The organism is Thiorhodococcus drewsii AZ1, assembly GCF_000224065.1.
Classification (GTDB): domain Bacteria; phylum Pseudomonadota; class Gammaproteobacteria; order Chromatiales; family Chromatiaceae; genus Imhoffiella; species Imhoffiella drewsii.
Genome location: NZ_AFWT01000005.1, coordinates 39191 through 58410, shown reverse-complemented (window position 1 = coordinate 58410; position 19220 = coordinate 39191). Strand labels below are relative to the sequence as shown.

Here is a 19220-nt window from a genome sequence, read left to right as displayed (position 1 = left end):
GCCCCGGAAGGCCGATAGACGAACTGGGTGCCAGGTCAGCGTTTCTTCGGCGGCATCAGATCGGTGATGGATCCATGGGCCATTTCGGCTGCGAGACCAATGGTTTCGTTCAGGGTCGGATGCGGATGGATGGTGAGCCCGATGTCCTCCATGTCGGCACCCATTTCGAGCGCCAGCACGGCCTCACCGATCAGTTCGCCCGCGTTGGGTCCGACGATTCCGGCGCCGAGGATGCGCTTGGTCTCGGGATCGAACAGCAGCTTGGTCATGCCCTCGTCGCGATGGATGCCGAGTGCGCGTCCGCTGGCGGCCCAGGGGAACACGCCCTTCTCGTAGGGGATGCCTTGCTCCTTGGCCTTGGTCTCGGTGAGACCCATCCAGGCGACCTCGGGGTCGGTGTAGGCGACCGAGGGAATGGTCAGCGGATCGAAGAGCGCGGGCAGTCCGGCGATGACTTCTGCCGCGACCTTGGCCTCGTGGGTGGCCTTGTGGGCCAGCATGGGGCCACCGACCACGTCGCCAATGGCATAGATGTTCTGAACGTTGGTGCGCTGGTGGGCGTCGACCTTGATGAATCCGTGCTGGTCGACCTGGACCCCGGCGGCCTCGGCGTTGATCAGCTTGCCGTTGGGCAGACGTCCGACCGCGACCAGGACCTTGTCGTAGGTCTCCTCGCCCGGATGCTTGCCCTCGAAGGCGACCTTGATGCCCTCGGGGGTGGCGCTCATGCTGGCGACCTTGGTCTCCAGCTTGATGGTGTCGTAGCGCTTTTTGAGCACCTTTTCGGCGCAACGGACCAGATCGATATCGGCACCCGGCATCAGCTGATTCTTGAGTTCCACGACATCGATTTTGGCGCCGAGTGCGCTGTAGACGCCGGCCATCTCCAGACCGATGATGCCGCCCCCAACGATCAGCAGGCGTGCCGGGACGTTAGCCAATGCGAGTGCATCGGTGGAATCCATCACGCGCGGATCCTCGTGCGGGAATCCGGGGATCTTCAGTGGCGATGAACCGCAGGCGATGATGCAGTGGTCGAAGCGGATGCCGACGCGGCCTTCCTTGGTCTCGACGCCGATGCGGTTCGGCGACTCGAAGCGGCCGGTGCCCTGTACGACCTCGACCTTGCGCTGTTTGGCCATGGCCGCAAGCCCGCCGGTGAGCTTGGCGACGACCTTGTCCTTGCCGGCGCGCATCTTGTCGAGATCGACCTCGGGCTCGCCGTAGGTCACGCCCATGACGCCGAGCGTCTTGACCTCTTCCATGATCATGGCGGTGTGCAGCAGTGCCTTGGAGGGGATGCAGCCGACGTTGAGACAGACACCGCCGAGCCTGTCGTAGCGCTCGATCAGGACGACCTTCTTGCCAAGGTCTGCCGCACGGAAGGCGGCCGTATAGCCGCCTGGGCCACCCCCCAGGACGACAACCTCAGTGACCATATCGTTGGGGTTGGCCGCCATGATGGATTCTTTCGGCGCCATCTCGGTGATGACAGCATCATCGGCGACCTCCATCGTCAGGATGACATCGCCTTGTGAGACACGGTCGCCGACCTTGATACCGATCGTTCCGACGGTGCCGGGCGCTGGGGCCGGGATTTCCATGGTAGCCTTGTCGCTCTCCAGCGTGATCAGAGATGCCTCCTGGGCCACCTGGTCGCCGGATGAGACCAAGACCTCGATGACCTCCACATCCTTGAAATCGCCGATGTCCGGGACCTTGACCTCGATACTGTTACTCATGGTGGGGTGTTTCTCTCTTGGCCGCCGTGGGCCCTGGGTGATGGGACGAGTTGCAGGCGCCAATCCTAAACGATCGGCCATGCTGAGGTGAAATCGCTACAACATGGTCGTGTCGCGAGATGTTGGGTCCGACCGAGTCCGCGAGCCTTTCCCAGGTCGGGAGCGCTCGCGGATTCGGTCGGGATGTCGAGCGGCCGGACGGTCCTGCGTCAGGCGGTTTCGCTCATAGCAGCAGCTGCCGGATGTCGCCGAGCAGGTTGCGCAGCAGGGCGGTGAAGCGTGCCCCGTCGGCGCCGTCGACGACACGGTGGTCGTAGGAGAGCGAGAGCGGCAGCATGAGCCGCGGTACGAACTGCTGGCCGTCCCAGACCGGCTTCATCTCGGAACGCGAGACACCCAGAATCGCGACCTCCGGTGCATTGACGATGGGCGTGAAGGCGGTGCCTCCAAGGCCGCCAAGGCTGGAGATGGTGAAACAGCCGCCCTGCATGTCGCCTGGAAGCAGCTTGCCGGCACGGGCCTTGGCGCCAAGATCGGCCAGCTCGGCGGCCAGCGCGAGCAGTCCCTTCGTGTCGACGTCGCGGACCACGGGGACCAGCAGTCCGTTGGGCGTGTCGACGGCCACGCCGACATGGGTGTAGCGCTTCATCACCAGTCGCTCACCATCGGCGCTCAGTGAGGCTTTGAGGATCGGCATGCGCTCAAGCGCGGTGGCGACCGCCTTGAGCAGGAAGGGCAGGAAGGTGAGCTTGATGCCTTGCCGGGTTGCCTCCTCCTGGCGTCCCTTGCGGAAGGACTCAAGCTCGGTGATGTCCGCCTCCTCGAACTGGGTGACATGGGGAACCGTCAGCCAGCAGCGGTGCAGATGCTTGCCGCTGATCTTCTTGATGCGCGACAGCTCTTCGGTTTCGATCGGTCCGAAACGCGAGAAATCGACCTCGGGCGCGCTCGGGAGCTGAAATGCGGCGCCCGAGTCATGATCGGACTCCGGCCCACGGTTCAGGATTTGCTTGACGAAGCCCTGGACGTCGCCCTTGACGATGCGGCCCTTGGGGCCGGATCCACGGACACGCGCCAGATCGACGCCCAGTTCGCGTGCGAAACGGCGCACGGCCGGGCTTGCGTGTGGCTTGCGTCCTCGGGCGATGGCCGCGATGTCCTCGGGGCGGGGTAGCACGGGTGCCTGGCGTCGCTCGGTCTCGCCATGGGCGCGAGGCGTCGGTTCTGGGGCGGGTTTGGCGGGCGAGGGCGGTTGCGGGGGGGGTGTTTCCTCCTGGGGCTCCTGTTTCTGGGGCGACGACTCGGCGGTTTGGTCGGCGCCGGTCGCGAGCCTCAACATGGGATCGCCGGGGTTCAGGCGATCGCCGAGTTCGACGAGCAGCGTCTCGACCACCCCCGCGCGAGGCGAGGGGATCTCCATGGTTGCCTTTTCGCTCTCCAGTGTGAGCAGCGATTGTTCCGGTGCGATCCGGTCGCCGGGGGCGACGAGGATCTCGATGACCTCGACATTGGAGAAATCTCCGATGTCGGGCAGCAGAATGTCTTCGACGTTTGCCACGCGATGTCCTCCTGGGCCTGTTATGCCGGATGTCTCAAACCCTGACCGGGTTAGGCTTGTCCGGATCGATGCGGTACTTGGCGATGGCCTCGGAGACCCTCGTCATTGGGATCTCTCCCTCGTCCGCCAGTGCCTTGAGCGCGGCGAGCGCTACGTAGTAACGGTTGACCTCGAAGAATTTTCTGAGCTGACTGCGCATGTCGCTGCGGCCGAATCCGTCCGTCCCGAGCACGAAATAACGACGGGGGACATGGGGGCGGATCTGGTCGGCATAGGTCCGCATGTAGTCGGTCGCGGCAACGATGGGTCCGCGCGTTTCGGTGAGCTGGGATTCGACATAGGTGGTGCGCTGCTCCTGTTCGGGATGCAGCATGTTCCAGCGTTCGACCTCGATTCCTTCACGCCGCAACTCGTTGAAGCTGGTGACGCTCCAGACATCCGAGCCGACCTCGAAGTCCTTCTCCAGCAGTTCGGCGGCGGCCAGAACCTCGCGCAGGATGGTGCCGGCACCCAACAACTGAACGCGGTGGCCGCGTTCCTCGCCGCGATGGACTCGATGCATGCCGCGCAGGATGCCCTCGCGACTGTCCTCAGGCATCGCCGGATGGACGTAGTTCTCGTTCATCGCGGTGATGTAGTAGAAGACGCTCTCCTTGTCCTGGTACATGCGTCGCATGCCGTCCTGGACGATGACCGTCATCTCATAGGCGTAGGCCGGGTCGTAGGCGACGCAGTTGGGGATGGTCGAGGCCAGGATGGTGCTATGGCCGTCCTGATGCTGGAGTCCCTCTCCAGCCAGCGTGGTGCGACCGGCGGTGCCACCGATGAGAAACCCGCGCGCCTGCATGTCGCCCGCCGCCCAGGCGAGATCGCCGATGCGCTGGAAGCCGAACATGGAGTAGTAGATGTAGAAGGGAATCATGCTTTGGCCGTGGTTGGCATAGGCCGTGGCCGCCGCGATCCAGGACGACATGGCGCCGGCCTCGTTGATGCCTTCCTGCAGGATCTGACCCTTCTTGTCCTCGCGGTAGTACATGACCTGGTCGGCATCGACCGGTTCGTAAAGCTGGCCCTGCGAGGCGTAGATGCCGAGCTGGCGGAACATGCCCTCCATACCGAAGGTGCGCGCCTCGTCCGGAACGATGGGGACGACGTATTGACCAATGTTTTTGTCCCTCATGATCAGCGTCAGCAGACGCACGAAGGCCATGGTGGTCGACATCTCCTTGTCGCCGCTCCCCTCGAGCAGGCTATGGAAGGTCTCCAGGTCCGGGATGTCGAGCGGCGGCGCATCGTCGCGCCGTGCGGGCAGATAGCCGCCGAGGCGCTCGCGTGCCTGGTGGAGATATTTCATCTCCTCGCTGTCCGCCGGTGGCTTGTAGAAGGGAGCGGCACCGATTTGATCGTCCGAGATCGGGATATTGAAGCGGTCGCGGAAGGCCTTGAGCGAGGCCTCGCCCATCTTCTTCTGCGAGTGGGTGATGTTCATACCCTCGCCGGCGACGCCCATGCCGTAGCCCTTGACCGTCTTGGCCAGGATCACGGTCGGCTTGTCGGTCGTCTCCATGGCGGCCAGGTAGGCGTTGAAGACCTTGATGGGATCGTGCCCGCCACGGTTGAGGCGCCAGATGTCCTCGTCGGTCATGTTGGCGACCATCTCCTTCAGCTCGGGATATTTGCCGAAGAAGTGTTCGCGCGTGTAGGCACCGCCCTTGGCCTTGTAGGCCTGGTAATCGCCGTCGACGCATTCCTCCATGCGCTTGAGCAGCAGGCCCTGCTTGTCGCGGACGAAGAGCGGATCCCAGTAACGGCCCCAGACCACCTTGATGACGTTCCAGCCGGCGCCTCGGAAAACGGCCTCCAGCTCCTGGATGATCTTGCCGTTGCCGCGCACCGGTCCGTCGAGACGTTGCAGGTTGCAGTTGACCACGAACACCAGGTTGTCGAGGCGCTCGCGGGCGGCCAACGAGATGGCTCCGAGCGATTCGGGTTCGTCCATCTCGCCGTCGCCGAGAAAGGCCCAGACCTTGCGCCCGGTGGTGTTGACCAGCCCGCGATCGCGCAGATAGTGCATGAAGCGCGCCTGGTAGATGGCCATCAGGGGACCGAGTCCCATGGATACGGTGGGGAACTGCCAGAAGTTGGGCATGAGCCAGGGGTGTGGATAGGAGGAGAGTCCGTTGCCGTCCACTTCCTGGCGGAAATTGTAGAGCTGATCCTCGCCAATACGGCCTTCGAGGAAGGCGCGGGCATAGATGCCGGGCGCGGAATGACCCTGGTAGAACACCAGATCACCGCCGTGATCCTTGGTGCGGGCGTGGAGAAAGTGGTTGTAGGCGACGTCGAGCAGGGTGGCCGAGGAAGCGAAGCTTGCGATGTGTCCCCCCAGCTCTGTCGAGAGCCGGTTTGCCTGAATCACCATGGCCATGGCGTTCCAGCGCACGAAGGACCGAATGCGTCGCTCCATCGCCAGGTCGCCGGGGAAGCGTTGCTCGCTTTGCACCGGGATGGTGTTCAGATAGGCGGTGTTGGCCGTGAAGGGCAGATAGGCTCCGGAGCGGCGCGCCTTGTCGATCAGACGTTCCAGCAGAAAATGGGCGCGTTCGATGCCTTCGTTTTCCAGTACGGCATCGAGCGAATCGAGCCATTCCTGTGTCTCTTGCGGGTCGATGTCGGGCTTGTTGGTCATGTCGCTCCCAGGAATGCGTTCAAGACAGATACGGTTCAGACAAGACCCGGATTATATATCAGCCATCCATTATATAAATACTAAGGATTCGTTAATGCAATGCGCCGATTGTTGACCGGGGTCTTGGTGCGCCTCGCGTCTGGTCTGGTTGAGGTCGGTTCTGCGTCATGCTCTTGCGAGGCGGCTTCTGAAGGATCGATCGCGAGCTGCCTTGCTGTGAGCTGACAGGGGCTTTTGGGGGCAGCGAACGCGCTTGCGGTTAGAGGCCAAGGTCAGGATCGACCAGGCTGACTTCAACGGATGTCGGATGATGAGGTCCAGTAATGATCCCTAAGGAAAGTAGAAGCGCGAGCGCGATCGTGCGTAGAGTTTGGCAGGCACTGACCGCTCGTTTGCGCTTGGTCGAGAGGGTTCCGGATAGTCTTGCACCATGTGAATGTGGCTGCGACCGGGCCGACTGCAACAGTCAAATCTGGGAGAGCTGCGAGCTCAGGCTCTCTTTCATGAGGCAATTAGAGGAGCAGGGAGGGCGGCGTCCGGTGACGCAGGAGTCCAGTCTGCTATCGGGTGTCCGGGAGACTGGAGTCCCTCGCGACCCTTGCCAAGAATCGGGAAAGCAAGCCGTTATAGACACGCGAGGCGACCATTCGGAAGTGGCGCATCGGCCTGAGGCCGACGCTTCTTGATGGCCCGAGCGCTGCTGACGCAGCGATTTCGCTGTGATCGTTCGCCAAGGCGATTGGTGGGTTGGGGTTCGTCTCCACTTACCCCAACCCATGCCGACCATTGGGTCACGTTATACCCGAAAATCGTCTAAATCGGCGCTCGACGACAGGGTAGGTCAGTCGTCCGAGCGCTGGTACGCATCCATCATCTGTTTCTGGATATTGCCGGGCACCGGGTCATAGTGACTCAGCTCGATGCTGTAGGTGCCCTCGCCACCCGTGAGCGCCTTGAGTCTGGCGTCATAGCCCGAGAGTTCGGCAAGTGGAACCTCGCCCTCGATGAGGATGCGTCCACGGCTCTTGGTCTCGCTGCCGTTGATTCGACCGCGTCGGCTGGACAGGTCGCCTGCCAGATCGCCCATCGCCGTGTCCTTTGCGGTGATGCGGATCTTGACGATGGGCTCCAGAACGACGGGCTGGGCCTGGAGCAGTGCCTCGATGAAGGCCTTGCGGCCGGCGGTGACGAAGGCGATGTCCTTGGAGTCGACCGGGTGGTGCTTACCGTCATAGACGGTGACCTTGACGTCCTGTAGCGGATAGCCCGCGATTGCCCCTTCGTCCATGACTTGGCGTACCCCTTTTTCGATCGAGGGGATGAAATTGCCCGGGATCGTACCGCCGACGACCGCATCCACGAAGGCGAATCCCGCGCCCCGTTCGTTGGGCTCGATTCGCAGATAGACCTCGCCGAACTGCCCGGCTCCACCCGTCTGCTTCTTGTGACGGTGATGTCCCTCGGCATGGCCCATGATGGTCTCGCGGTAGGGGATACTCGGCGGATGGGTCTCCACTTCGACATGGAACTGTTCGGCCAGACGTTTCAGGATGACCTTGAGATGGAGTTCGCCCAGACCTCGGGCGATGGTCTCGTTGGCCGAGGCGTTGTGTTCGACGTGGAAGCAGGGATCCTCGTCCTGGAGCTTGTGGAGCGCGTCGGTCAGTTTCTGCTCGTCACCACGCTTGGTGGTCTCGATGGCGAGTCCGAAGAGGGGGATCGGGCACTCCATGGTCGAGAGGTGGAAGTGATCCTCTTCGTGCGAGTCGTGTAGCACGGCGTCGAAATGGATGTCGTCGACCCGTGCAACCGCCAGGATGTCTCCGGGAACGCCTTCGGGAACTTCGATCAGCTCCGCGCCGTGCAGGCGGAACAGATGGCTGATCTTGAACGGCTTGCGCGCGTCGCCGACGAAGAGTTGGCTGTTGGGTGTGATCCGGCCCTGATGAACGCGAAAGATGCCGATCTTGCCGCGATAGGGGTCGTTGATGACCTTGAAGACGTGGGCCACGGCATGGAGGTTGGGGTCCGGGCTGACCTGTATCGGTTCCATCGATGCCCCCTCACCCTTGAGGAAGGGCGGAGGGTTGCCCTCGGCCGGATTCGGCATGAGGCGCGCCAGAATTTCGAGCAACTCCGGTATGCCTGCTCCGGTTTGGGCCGAGACGAAGCAGATGGGGATCAGGTGCGCCTCGCGTAGTGCCGCTTCAAAAGGGTCGTGGAGCTGTTCCGGCTTCAGCTCCTGTCCCTGTTCCAGATAGACCTCCATCAGGTCTTCGTCCACCTCGACCACCTGGTCGACGATCTGGCTGTGGGCCTCGGTGACCGAGGAGAAATCCGTCGTTTCCCCCTTGGGCTGGAAGAAGCAGTCGACGACGTGCTGGCCGCCGTTCGCGGGCAGGTTGATCGGCAGGCATTCGGCTCCGAAGGACTCGCGAATCTGCTCGATCAGCTGAGGAAGGTCCGTATCTGGCGCGTCGATCTGATTGACGATGATGATGCGGCAGAGCGCGCGGTTGTCTGCGGCCTTCATCATGCGGGCCGTCATGGGCTCGATGCCGTTTTGGGCGTTGATGATCAGTGCCGCCGTTTCCACGGCGGGCAGCATTGAGATGCAGCGGCCGAGGAAGTCGGGCGCTCCGGGGGTGTCGATCAGGTTGATGTGTTTTCCGCCGGTTTGAAAGCTGGTGATGGCGGCGTCCAATGAATGCAGGAGTTCCTTTTCCAGCGGGTCGAAGTCGCAAACTGTCGAACCTTTGGTGACGCTTCCTGCGGCTGGGATGACACCGGTGGCGGCCAACAGGGTCTCCACCAGCGTTGTCTTTCCGGAGCCGGCATGGCCGACCAGAGCGATATTGCGGACGTCCTCGGCATTGTAGTCAGACATCTTTGATCCCGTTGTGGCGCTTGAATGGATTCCAGGGCGTTCGACGACGCCCCTTCGGATTCGTTCGGACAAGCCGAAACTATACTGTAACCCAGGCGCAATCGAGGAGGCGCGGGGGCGACGGTGAATGAGGAGCGAGCTGCCTCAGATCAAGGATTCCAATGGGTCCCCGCGCGGCGTGCGGGCTGACTGCAGTAAACGGATTCGCTGTTGAGCGGGCAAAAAAAACGGCGACCGAATCGGTCGCCGAAGGACGCACAGCTAGGGAAATAAAGAATGATTCTCTTCCGTTTTGAACCATAATTCCGCATGTTGCCTAAGACGTTAGCACACCCTTGGAGGTTGGAAGATGGCACTGGTTCTCAAATCAGAAGCTTTCGTCGACGGAGATCCGATTCCGCGTCGTTTCAGTTGCGAAGGGGAGGATATCTCGCCTCCGTTGACCTGGCAGGATCTACCTGAGGGGACCGAGAGTCTGGTTCTGATCCTGGACGATCCCGATGCCCCGGATCCGGCGGCGCCGCGTATGGTCTGGGACCATTGGGTCCTCTACAACATCCCGCCGACCTGCTCCGGATTGGTCGAGGGAGCGGCGCGCGGTGGATTACCCGAGGGAACCGGGGAGGGAATCAACAGTTGGGGACGGACGGGCTATGGCGGACCCTGTCCGCCGATCGGCCGTCATCGTTACTTTCATCGTCTCTATGCCCTGGACACCCGACTCCCGGATGTCCTGGGACAGCCCACCAAGGACGAACTCCTGCTCGCGATGGAGGAGCTCATCCTTGCCCACGCCGAGCTGGTGGGTGTTTACGATGCGCCTAAGGCGGATAGATGAGCCGGCCTGAGGCCGGCTGACATTAGGGTCGGACGCTGTCGATCACCACGGAGACCTTCGAGGTCTCGCCAACGGCGACCGGCCCGCTGATTCCCTGTAGGTCTCCAGGTTGTGGTGTAGCATTGCCGCTCTTGGAGACCCGAGCTCCCACGTTGACCTGGCTCGCGCTGGACAGCTTGAGCGCCGGGCTCATCGCCTGGCTGTCGTCCAGCGTGACGTCTGCGGGTAGATCCTTGACCTGGATGCGCTGCGCGGCGAGCGGCATGGGTGGTCCCTGAGTCGCCCGGGCGAAGACGAAGACGGTATCCTCGGGCGCTGCCTGGGCCGCGATCGTCGGATCCAGACTCACCTTGACCTTCAGGCTTGCGGCGGTTGTCGCGGACGTCTCCTGCGCTGGCGTTTTCTCGCTCGTGGTGGGCTGAGTCGCTGGCGTTTGCGCGGTCGCCGAGGTCGTGGTCTGGCCGGCGCGATTGCGTGCCTCGGTGACCATCTGGCCCAGGTTCTTCGCCTCTTCGCTTCCCGGCTCCAGGGTGTCCAGAATTTTCTGCCAGGCATCGGCAGCTTCTTGGAACCGATTGTTCTGGAAGTCGATCATCCCGTTCAGCCAGCGCGCGGTCGGATCTTGAGGATCCTGTTCCAGCGCGGCCTGGATGAGTTCGGCCGGCTTGCCGGCGAGGCTCTTCGTCGGGCTGGCGGCGGCGAGCGCCTCGGCGTAGGCCAGCATGACCGGGATCTCGTCCGGGGCCAGCGAATAGGCCTTTTCGAAGGCATCTAGTCCCTTATCGAACTGGTCGGTGGCGAAGTAGGTCCGGCCCAGCATCAGCCAGCCGTCGAGGTTTTCGGGCTCCTGCTTCAGTCGCTTTTCCAGCCGGTCGACCAGCTCTTCCAACGAGGCAGCGGATTGAGCCTCCGCGCCGTTCTCGTTCTCCGCGACCTGGTTCGGTCCGAGTTCGATCTGGTCGATGATCTCCGGGCTGCCGATATCCAGATACAGTAGGACCGCCGAGGCGGGTACCGCCGTGGCCAGAACAATCGCCAGCAACCAGCGGCTGGCAGCGGATGCGGGATGCGGTGTCGTTTGACTCTTGGTCTCATCGACATCGTAGAGGAGCTCGCGCTCCAGATCGTGGCGCGCGGCCAGATAACTCTGCTCGTCGATGAGCGTCGCGGTGCGGTCGTCCTCCAATTCCTTGAGTCGTTGCTCGAACACGGCGAGATTCAGCGAATCCTGATCCGGTGCGTCGGTCGGCGTCTCCCGGCGCAGCAGCGGGGGCAGGATGAACCACAGGGCCAGGGCGATCAGGCCGCCGGCCATAATCCAGAAGATGATCATTGGCTGTCTAGTCCTGTTGGTTGCCGGGCTTGGCGAGCAGTTGGCGCAGTCGTTCCTGTTCCGTCTCGCTCAGATCCTGTTCGGGCTCTTCTTTCTTGCGCTGCAAGGTGCGCAGCAGCAGGAAGGCGCCGAATCCGACGAAGAGGAAGGGGCCGAACCAGAGGACGTAGGTCGAGGGCTTGATCGGCGGATCGTAGAGCACGAAATCGCCGTAGCGCTCGACCAGGAAGTCGACGACCTCCTGTCGGCTCTTGCCCTCCCGCATCATGCGGTAGACCTCTTTGCGCAGATCCTGGGCGACGCTGGCTTGGGAACCGGCGAGCGATTCGTTCTGGCACACCAGGCAGCGGAGCTTGCCGACGAGATCGCGGAACTCGTGGGTCTTGGCCGGATCCTCGAAGGTGAATTCCTCCAGCGTGAAGGCATGCGCGGTCCCGATAGCGATGGCACCGGTCAAGAGTCCGGCGGTCGCGAGTGCTTTCAAGGTTGGACGCATCATGATTTCTTGGCCGAATAACGCTCGATGATTGGACGAATCTCGGACTCCCAGACCTGCTGGTCGATAGGCCCGATGCGTTTGTGGCGAATGATGCCATCGCCATCGACCACGAAGGTCTCGGGCGCGCCGTAGACGCCCCAATCGATGCCGGTCTTGTTGTCGGGGTCGTAGATGATCTCGGAGTAGGGATCGCCGAACCGTTGCAGCATCTGCAACGCCTCCGGGCGGTTGTCCTTCCAGTTGAGACCGATGATCTGGACGTCGTTCTCACGGGCGATGCGCATGAGCTCGGCGTGCTCCTGGCGGCACGAGGGGCACCAGGAGGCCCAGACGTTCACCAGCGAGACCTTGCCGCGTAGCAGATCCTTGGTCAGGGTGCGGTCGGGGGCCTTCAGCGAGGCAAGCGCGAAATCGGGGGCCGGCTTGTCGACCAGCGGCGAGGGGATCTCGCGCGGGTTCTGACCCAGTCCGTAGAAGAGCAGGGCAGCCAGCGCGAGAAAGATGCCGAGAGGGATCAGTGCGCGAGAGGCGGATGTGGTCATGATCGATTCGAATCCATTGTGTCAGATGGCTGGCGCCGTGTTCGCCGCTTGCGCTGGAGCGGTGGCGGTGCGGCGGATGGCGCGATAGCGCGGATCGGAGACGGAGACGATGCCGCCGAGGGCCATCAGCAGCGCACCGAGCCAGATCCAGCGCACGAAGGGCTTGTAATAGATGCGCAGTGCCCAGTCGCCGCTGTCCCCGATCGCCTCACCGAGCGAGATATAGATGTCGCGTAGCAGACCTGCGTCGATTGCGGCTTCGGTCATCGGCATGCCACCCGAGAAATAGCTGCGTTTCTCGGGATAGAGCCTGGCGATCTCGCGCTCGCCTTGGAAGACGGTGAAGTCCCCTCGGAAGGCGCTGTAGTTGGGGCCAGGGACTGCTGTGACACCGTTAAACTGGAAGCGATATCCGGCCTCTTCATGCACGCCGCCCGGCGACATGCGCACGTCGGTCTCGTCGCCATGATTGGAGACCAGCGTGACCCCAACGATGAAGACGGCCAGACCCATGTGGGCCAGCCACATACCGTAATAGCTGCGGCTGTTGCCGGCGATGTCCGCGCGCAACCCCTTGAGCCCGCCCTTGTGTCGGAGACGGCTGAAGAGACTGCTCAGGTGCGAGCCGACCAGCCAGGCAGCCATGGCGACGCCGAAGCCGACCCACAGATCCCCGGTCGAGGACAGGACGGGGAACGCGATCAGCACGAAGGCTGCCACGCCGAGCAGGATGGCTAGCCAGAGTGCGCCCAGCAGTCGCCGATGCGAGTCGTGCTTCCAGTGGGTGAGCGGTCCGACGCCGGTCGCCAGGATCAGCATGGGCGAGAGCGCGATGAACATCTTGTTGAACCAGGGGAAGCCGACCGAGATCTTGCCCCAGCCCGCAGCCTCGTAGATGAGCGGCGCGAGGGTGCCGAACAGGACCAGAACCGCCAGGGCGGCGAGTAGCAGGTTGTTGGCCAGCAGGAAACTCTCGCGCGAGACCAGATCGAAGCGACCGCCGCTCGAAATGGAGGGTGCGCGCCAGGCGTAGAGCGCCAGCGAGCCGCCGATCACGATGCAGAGGAAGAGCAGGATGAAGCTGCCGCGCGCCGGGTCGGTGGCGAAGGCGTGGACCGATGTGAGTACGCCCGAGCGCACCAGGAATGTACCGAGCAGCGAGAGCGAGAAGGCCGAGATGGCCAGCAGCACGGTCCAGGTCTTGAAGGCCGCACGTTTCTCGGTGACGGCGAGCGAGTGCATGAGCGCGGTGCCGACCAGCCAAGGCATGAAAGAGGCGTTCTCGACCGGATCCCAGAACCACCAACCGCCCCAACCGAGCTCGTAATAGGCCCACCAGGAGCCGAGTGCGATGCCGATGGTCAGGAATACCCAGGCGACCGTGGTCCAGGGGCGCGACCAGCGCGCCCAGGCCGAGTCCAGCTTGCCGCCGATCAGTGCGGCGATGGCGAAGGCGAAGGCGACCGAGAAGCCGACGTAGCCCATGTAGAGCATGGGCGGATGGATGGCGAGTCCCGGATCCTGGAGCAATGGGTTCAGATCGCGTCCTTCGAGCGGCGCGGGGAAGATGCGATCGAAGGGATTGGAGGTCAGGATCATGAACAGCAGGAAGCCGATTGCGATCATGCCCTGAACCGAGATGGCTCGCGCGATCATGGGCAGCGGCAGGAAGTGGCTGCGGGCCGCGACGGCGGCACCCCACCCGGCCAGCATCAGCACCCACAGCAGCAGCGAACCTTCGTGCGCGCCCCAGATCGCCGAGATCTTGTAGACGGTCGGCATCAGCGAGTTGGAGTTGGTCGCCACATAGATGACCGAGAAGTCGTCGGTCAGAAAGGCCTGCATCAGACAGAGGAAGGCGATGCCGATGAAGGTGAGCTGGCTCCAGGCGAGCGGGCGGGCCATGCCCATCCAGACCCGGTTGCCGGTGAAGCTGCCGATCAGCGGAACGCTCGACTGGACCACGGCGAGCACCAGGGCCAGGAGCAGGGCGAAATGACCGATTTCAGGCACCATCAGTTGGTTGCCTCGCTCGCTTGGATCGCAGTTTCGGCGACGCCCTCGGCATGGGTCGTCTTCAGGGTGCTGGCGACCTCGGGCGGCATGTATTCCTCATCGTGCTTGGCCAGCACCTCTTCGGCGAGGAAAACACCATCGGGTCCGAGTCGGCCTTTGGCGACGACGCCCTTACCCTCGCTGAAGAGGTCGGGAAGGATGCCGGTGTAGGCGACCTTGACCGTCTCGGCGTTGTCGGTGACGTCGAAATGGACGGTCAGCCCGTCGCCCTCGCGTCGGACCGTGCCCTCGGTCACCAGACCGCCGATGCGGAAGACATGATCCTGGGGCGCCTCGTTGGCGACTACCTGGGATGGGCTGAAAAAGTAGGAGATGTTCCCCTTGAGCGCGGTCAGCGCCAGGGTCGAGGCCGCCGCCACGCCGAGCACGGCCAGGCCGACGAAGACGAGCCGCTTTTGTCTTGCTTTCATTCTGTTCCTCCGGTGTCACGCATCCGGGTCAATCGACCGAGCCGAGACCAAATGGTTCGCCGCTGCGCGCGCAATTGCAGCACTTCCGCTACCAGAAGGACGGCGACCATGCCATAGGCGCCCCAAACGAAGAAGCCGTATCCGCCTTGTGAAAGGAACTCGCTCATGCCTGCCTCCGCGCGTTCAATAATTCCTGGACCCAGGTGTTTTCGGCCTCGCGTGTCAGGATGATGCTACGTAGCCGCATGAAGGTGGCGGCGAAGCCGTACATCCAGAACGCCAGTGTCATGGTCAGCATCGAGAAGAGGATGTTGCCGTCGATGCGGGTTAGATTGGAGCGTTGATGCAGCGCCGCGCACTGGTTGGGATCCGGGCAGTTGATCGACCAGAAGATGACCGGAACCATGATCAGTCCGACGATGGCCAGCAGGGCCGAGGCGCGGTCGGCGCGACGCGTGTCGTCGATCGCCGAGTGCAGCGCGATGTAGCCGATGTAGAGGAAGAAGAGCACCAGCTCGGAGGTCAGACGCGGATCCCAGTCCCAGTAGGTGCCCCAGCTCGGGCGACCCCAGAAGGCGCCGGTCCAGAGTGCCAGGAAGGTGAAGATGGCGCCGGTGGGCGCGACCGCATTCGCCATCATGAAGGAGAGACGCGTGTTGAAGACCAGACCGATTGCGGCCCATCCCACCAGGACGATGTAGAGCCACATGGACATCCAGGCGGAGGGCACATGGATGAAGATGATGCGGTAGTACTCCTTCTGCGGATTGCTGCCGCCGAGCTTGCTGGCCGTCTCGAAGAAGCCCCAGTAGAGGCCGATGGCGAGCAGTAGGAGCGTGAGGATCCAGAAGACTGGAATCAGACGCCCGGCGATGGGGTAGAAGGACGCGGGCGACGCGAATTTGAACCAATTCAGAGTCATTAGCTTGCGAGGACTGTCGTGTGAGTTGGAAGTCGTTCGGGCTGGTGTGCGCTTGTCTCATTCGAGCGAGATCTTCAGCGCCGCCGAGGAGGCGACGGGCGCAAAGATCAGCGCGACCAGGAGAAAAGCCCCGAGCAGGGCGAAATAGGGCTGGGTATCGGCGAGAGCGATGCGGCTCACCTCGACGGCGCCCGAGCCATAGACCAGGATCGGAATATAAAGCGGCAGAATCAGCAGCGACAACAGAATGCCGCCGCCGCGCAGCCCGAGCGTGAGGGCTGCGCCGATGGCGCCGATCAGACTCAGGATCGGGGTTCCGACCAAGAGCGCGAGCATCATGATGATGATGGCGTTGTCGGTGAGCTGAAACTGCATGCCCACCAAGGGGGCGATCAGCACCAGCGGCAGCCCGGTCAGGATCCAGTGTGCCGTGACCTTGGCCAACACGAGGAGCGAGAGCGGTTGGGCGGTCAAGAGCATCTGTTCGAGCGTGCCGTCTTCATAGTCGGCGGCGAAAAGACGCTCCAGCGCGAGCATCGAGGCCAACAGTGCGGCGACCCAGACCACGCCGGGGCCGATGATCTGGAGCGCCTTGCTCTCGGTTCCGACACCGAGCGGAAAGAGGCTGACGACGATCACGAAGAAGAAGAGTGTGGTCAGGACATCGGTGCGTCGCCGCATGGCCAGTGTCAGGTCGCGTGAAAGGATGCACCAGAAGACTCGCAGCACGGCGGTTCAGTTCCCCAGGTTCAGTTGTTCGATCTGCCCGGAGGTGAGTGGAACCTCCTGGTGAGTGGTCAGAACGGCGATTCCGCCGGCCGCGACATGGTCGGCGATCAGCGATTGGAGCAGGGCGACTGCGTCGACGTCCAGTGCGGTGAAGGGCTCGTCCAGGATCCAGAGCGGCGCCTTGGTCAGGATGAGTCGGGCGAGCGCGACACGCTTCTTCTGGCCCTGGGACAGCATGCGGGTCGGCAGATCCTCGAATCCGGTCAGTCCGATGCGTTCGAGCGCGTCCCAGATCGCCTTCTCCGAGAGACGATCTCCGTCGAGCGTCGCCCCGATGGCGAGATTCTCAAGTCCGGTCAGCTCGCCCTTGATTCCGTTGGTATGGCCGAAATAGAGCAGATCGCGCCGATAGTCCTCGGCAAGCGCGCGGATGGATTCGCCACGCCAGCGGATTTCACCCTCATCCGGTATGAACAGGCCGCAGAGCGTGCGCAACAGGGTGGTCTTGCCGCTGCCATTGCGTCCGCGCACATGCATCAGGGTGCCCGCGTTGAGTGCGAACCCTAGATCGGTGAAGAGCCGCCGGTCACCGCGTCGGCATTCCAGCTTGGTTACCTCGAGCATCTCGATTCTGGCTTGGATAGGGCGAGTGACCCGGCCTCGCGGACCGGGGACCAAAGGGCGGCAAAATATACGCTTGGGTCGATTTCCACAACCTGACCGCGATGCGTCGTCCCGTTCAGGAGGCCGAATGCCGGATCCGCCAGCAGTTGTGAATGCGCGGATTGCGGGCGAAATCCCTGGGCAGCGTGTCGGCGCTGATGTCGACGACCTCCAGCGGTGCCAAGGCGTCGAGATCGATGCTGAAGCGTCGAAGGTTGTTCGAGAAGATGAGATCTCCGCCCGGCTCAAGGACGCGCATCGCCGACTTGATGAGCCCCACATGGTCGCGTTGGATGTCGAGCGTGCCGTACATGCGCTTGGAGGTGGAGAAGCTCGGTGGGTCGAGGAAAATGAGATCGAATTGACGCCGCGTGGCCATGGATTCCAGCCAGCGGATGCAGTCCGCCTGGATCAGTTCGTGGGTGTCGCCCTCGATGCGGTTGAGCACGAGGTTGCTCGCCGCCCATTCGAGATAGGTGCGTGACATGTCGACCGTGGTCGTCGATACGGCGCCGCCCATGGCGGCATAGACGCTGGCCGTTCCCGTGTAGGCGAAGAGGTTCAGAAAGCGTTTGCCCGGCGCCAGGGCGCCGATGAGTCGGCGCACGTCGCGGTGGTCGAGAAAGAGTCCCGTGTCCAGATAATCCTCGAAGTTGACCAGGAAGCGGTGACCGCTTTCCGAGACCTCGTGAAAATGGCGCGTCTCGGCCAGTTTTTCGTACTGATTCACCCCCTTCTGTGGGCGCCGAATCTTGAAATAGACCTGCTCGCCCGGGACCTCCAGCACCTCTGGAATGAGTCCGAGCGCCTCGCGCAGACGCTGACGGGCGCGCTTGGGATCCACGCTTGCTGGTGCGGCGTATTCCTGGACGTGGACCCAGCGCTTTTCGCCCTCGTAGATGTCCACCGCCAGGGCATATTCCGGCAGATCCGCGTCATAGATGCGCAGACAGGAGACCTGCTCGTTGCGTTGCCATTTGCGTAGCGACTTGAGGTTCTTGGCGATTCGGTTCGCCAGCATGGTCGCGCTGGGGCTGCGTTCCTCGGGCGGTAGCGGACGCGGCTGGTTCGAGACGAAATAGCGCGGTTCGACGCGAAAATGCAGCAATTTGCACTCGATCGGGCCGTTATAGAGGGTATGCATGCGCTGTGCGCGCAGTCCCATGCACTTGCCGAGCTCGGGGGCGCCGGTGAAGACGCCGGCGCGCCAGCCGACGAAGCGTTCCTTGAGAACGGAGCCGAGCCTGGCATAGAGATCCGGCAGCTCGTCCTCGTTGCCGAGACGCTCGCCATAGGGCGGATTGACGATCACCAGACCCTCGTCCTCGGGGTGACCGGGGCGGCAATCGTTCAGCTCTCGGCGTTCGAAGTGCGCATAGCCGGCGAGGCCCGCTCGCTCCAAATGATGCAGCGAGATGCGAATCGCGTCCGAATTGACATCGTAGCCGCGCAGGCCGCCGAGCCGGCGCAGACCGGCATCGCGTCGGATCCGGGCTTCGCCGAGCAGGCGCTGCCAGGTCGGCTCGTCATGCTGGAGCCAGCCATGGAAGCCGAAGCGCGCACGCATGAGTCCGGGGGCGATGTCGGCGGCGATCAGCGCGCCCTCGATCACCAGCGTTCCGGAGCCGCACATGGGATCGAGCAGTGCACCGCCCTCGGCTGCGATGTCGGCCCAGCCGGCGCGCAACAGCACGGCTGCGGCCAGGTTTTCTTTCAGCGGGGCCGCCGAGCCCTCGTCCCGATAGCCGCGCAGGTGCAGCGACTGTCCCGAGAGATCGATGCTGATGCCGATCGAGCCCTGATGGGCATAGACGTGAACGCGCAGATCGGGGTGGTTCGGGTCGACGCTCGGTCGATGGCCGAACCGCTCGGAAAAGCGGTCGGCAATGGCGTCCTTGACGCGCAGCACGCCGAAATGGCTGTGGCTGATGCCGGGCAGCGAGCCGTCGAACTGGATGGCGAAGGTGTGGTCCGGCGCCAGATGGTCCTCCCAGGGAACCTCGCGGGCGATCTCATAGAGGTCATCCGGTCCGCTGGCGGACGAGTGTGCGATGGGCAGCAAAATACGGTTGGCGATCCGCGACCAGAGACAGGCGCGGTATCCGTCTTCCAGAGTGCCTGAGAAGCGCGCGCCGCCGCGCGTTTCGGTTGCGTCCCGCATGCCGAGCTTGATCAGCTCCTCGGCGAGAAGGCTCCCCATGTTTTTCGGGGCGGAAGCGAAGAAGATCAGCGGGGACATTGCGGGGCGAGAACTCCGGTAGCGAGTCACTGGGGAGGCCGGGCAGGGCTCCTTCGTGGCGGGGTGTGTGCTGGAAAGGGGGCGATTGCGGGC

General features: G+C 63.1%; 15 protein-coding genes. 1 reads left to right on the top strand and 14 read right to left on the bottom strand.

The genetic code is table 11. The features are described from left to right. Positions 1-35: 35 nt before the first annotated feature. The 4 genes from lpdA to fusA all read right to left on the bottom strand — a co-directional run bounded on the left by lpdA (position 36) and on the right by fusA (position 8876). Complete coding sequence (gene lpdA / locus THIDRDRAFT_RS04560; RefSeq protein ID WP_007039634.1) at positions 36-1742, bottom strand: dihydrolipoyl dehydrogenase; 1707 nt, start codon at positions 1740-1742, stop codon at positions 36-38. A 223-nt stretch (positions 1743-1965) separates the two neighbouring features. Continuing rightward, positions 1966-3300: a dihydrolipoyllysine-residue acetyltransferase gene (aceF, locus tag THIDRDRAFT_RS04555; protein ID WP_007039633.1), complete on the bottom strand. Its 1335-nt coding sequence runs from the start codon at positions 3298-3300 to the stop codon at positions 1966-1968. A 34-nt stretch (positions 3301-3334) separates the two neighbouring features. Further along, positions 3335-5989 carry a pyruvate dehydrogenase (acetyl-transferring), homodimeric type gene (aceE, locus tag THIDRDRAFT_RS04550; RefSeq protein ID WP_007039632.1) on the bottom strand — a complete coding sequence of 885 codons (2655 nt, stop codon included), beginning with the start codon at positions 5987-5989 and terminating at the stop codon, positions 3335-3337. A gap of 841 nt (positions 5990-6830) precedes the next feature. Next, positions 6831-8876: an elongation factor G gene (gene fusA, locus THIDRDRAFT_RS04545; protein ID WP_007039631.1), complete on the bottom strand. Its 2046-nt coding sequence runs from the start codon at positions 8874-8876 to the stop codon at positions 6831-6833. Positions 8877-9225: 349 nt separating this feature from the next. On the opposite strand from fusA, the gene THIDRDRAFT_RS04540 reads away from it, so the two are divergent. Next, the gene (locus THIDRDRAFT_RS04540; protein ID WP_007039630.1) at positions 9226-9714 is read left to right on the top strand and encodes a YbhB/YbcL family Raf kinase inhibitor-like protein; all 489 of its coding nucleotides are present in this window, start codon (positions 9226-9228) and stop codon (positions 9712-9714) included. 22 nt (positions 9715-9736) lie between these two features. On the opposite strand, the gene ccmI is transcribed toward THIDRDRAFT_RS04540, so the two are convergent. The 10 genes from ccmI to rlmKL all read right to left on the bottom strand — a co-directional run bounded on the left by ccmI (position 9737) and on the right by rlmKL (position 19127). Continuing rightward, entirely contained in the window at positions 9737-11047 is a 1311-nt protein-coding gene (gene ccmI, locus THIDRDRAFT_RS04535) for a c-type cytochrome biogenesis protein CcmI (protein WP_007039629.1), read from the bottom strand. 7 nt (positions 11048-11054) lie between these two features. Next, entirely contained in the window at positions 11055-11546 is a 492-nt protein-coding gene (locus tag THIDRDRAFT_RS04530) for a cytochrome c-type biogenesis protein (RefSeq protein WP_007039628.1), read from the bottom strand. After that, positions 11543-12088 carry a DsbE family thiol:disulfide interchange protein gene (locus THIDRDRAFT_RS04525; RefSeq protein ID WP_007039627.1) on the bottom strand — a complete coding sequence of 182 codons (546 nt, stop codon included), beginning with the start codon at positions 12086-12088 and terminating at the stop codon, positions 11543-11545. Before THIDRDRAFT_RS04525 ends, THIDRDRAFT_RS04530 begins: the two co-directional genes overlap by 4 nt. A 21-nt stretch (positions 12089-12109) precedes the next feature. Next, positions 12110-14104, bottom strand: coding sequence for a heme lyase CcmF/NrfE family subunit (locus tag THIDRDRAFT_RS04520; RefSeq protein ID WP_007039626.1), 1995 nt, complete (start codon positions 14102-14104; stop codon positions 12110-12112). Continuing rightward, positions 14104-14574, bottom strand: a complete 471-nt coding sequence (gene ccmE, locus THIDRDRAFT_RS04515; RefSeq protein ID WP_007039625.1) for a cytochrome c maturation protein CcmE — start codon at positions 14572-14574, stop codon at positions 14104-14106. Before ccmE ends, THIDRDRAFT_RS04520 begins: the two co-directional genes overlap by 1 nt. Further along, a complete protein-coding gene (gene ccmD, locus THIDRDRAFT_RS04510; RefSeq protein ID WP_007039624.1) occupies positions 14571-14741 on the bottom strand; it encodes a heme exporter protein CcmD in 171 nt (56 codons plus the stop codon). Before ccmD ends, ccmE begins: the two co-directional genes overlap by 4 nt. Continuing rightward, positions 14738-15496 (bottom strand): cytochrome c biogenesis protein CcsA, encoded by a 759-nt coding sequence (ccsA, locus tag THIDRDRAFT_RS04505; protein WP_007039623.1) that lies wholly within the window; start codon positions 15494-15496, stop codon positions 14738-14740. Before ccsA ends, ccmD begins: the two co-directional genes overlap by 4 nt. Positions 15497-15553: 57 nt before the next feature. After that, complete coding sequence (ccmB, locus tag THIDRDRAFT_RS04500) at positions 15554-16225, bottom strand: heme exporter protein CcmB (RefSeq protein ID WP_007039622.1); 672 nt, start codon at positions 16223-16225, stop codon at positions 15554-15556. Positions 16226-16231: 6 nt separating this feature from the next. Then, on the bottom strand, positions 16232-16849 hold the full coding sequence (ccmA, locus tag THIDRDRAFT_RS04495) for a cytochrome c biogenesis heme-transporting ATPase CcmA (RefSeq protein ID WP_007039621.1): 618 nt from the start codon (positions 16847-16849) through the stop codon (positions 16232-16234). A 115-nt stretch (positions 16850-16964) separates the two neighbouring features. After that, entirely contained in the window at positions 16965-19127 is a 2163-nt protein-coding gene (rlmKL, locus tag THIDRDRAFT_RS04490) for a bifunctional 23S rRNA (guanine(2069)-N(7))-methyltransferase RlmK/23S rRNA (guanine(2445)-N(2))-methyltransferase RlmL (protein WP_007039620.1), read from the bottom strand. Between the last annotated feature and the right edge of the window lie 93 nt (positions 19128-19220).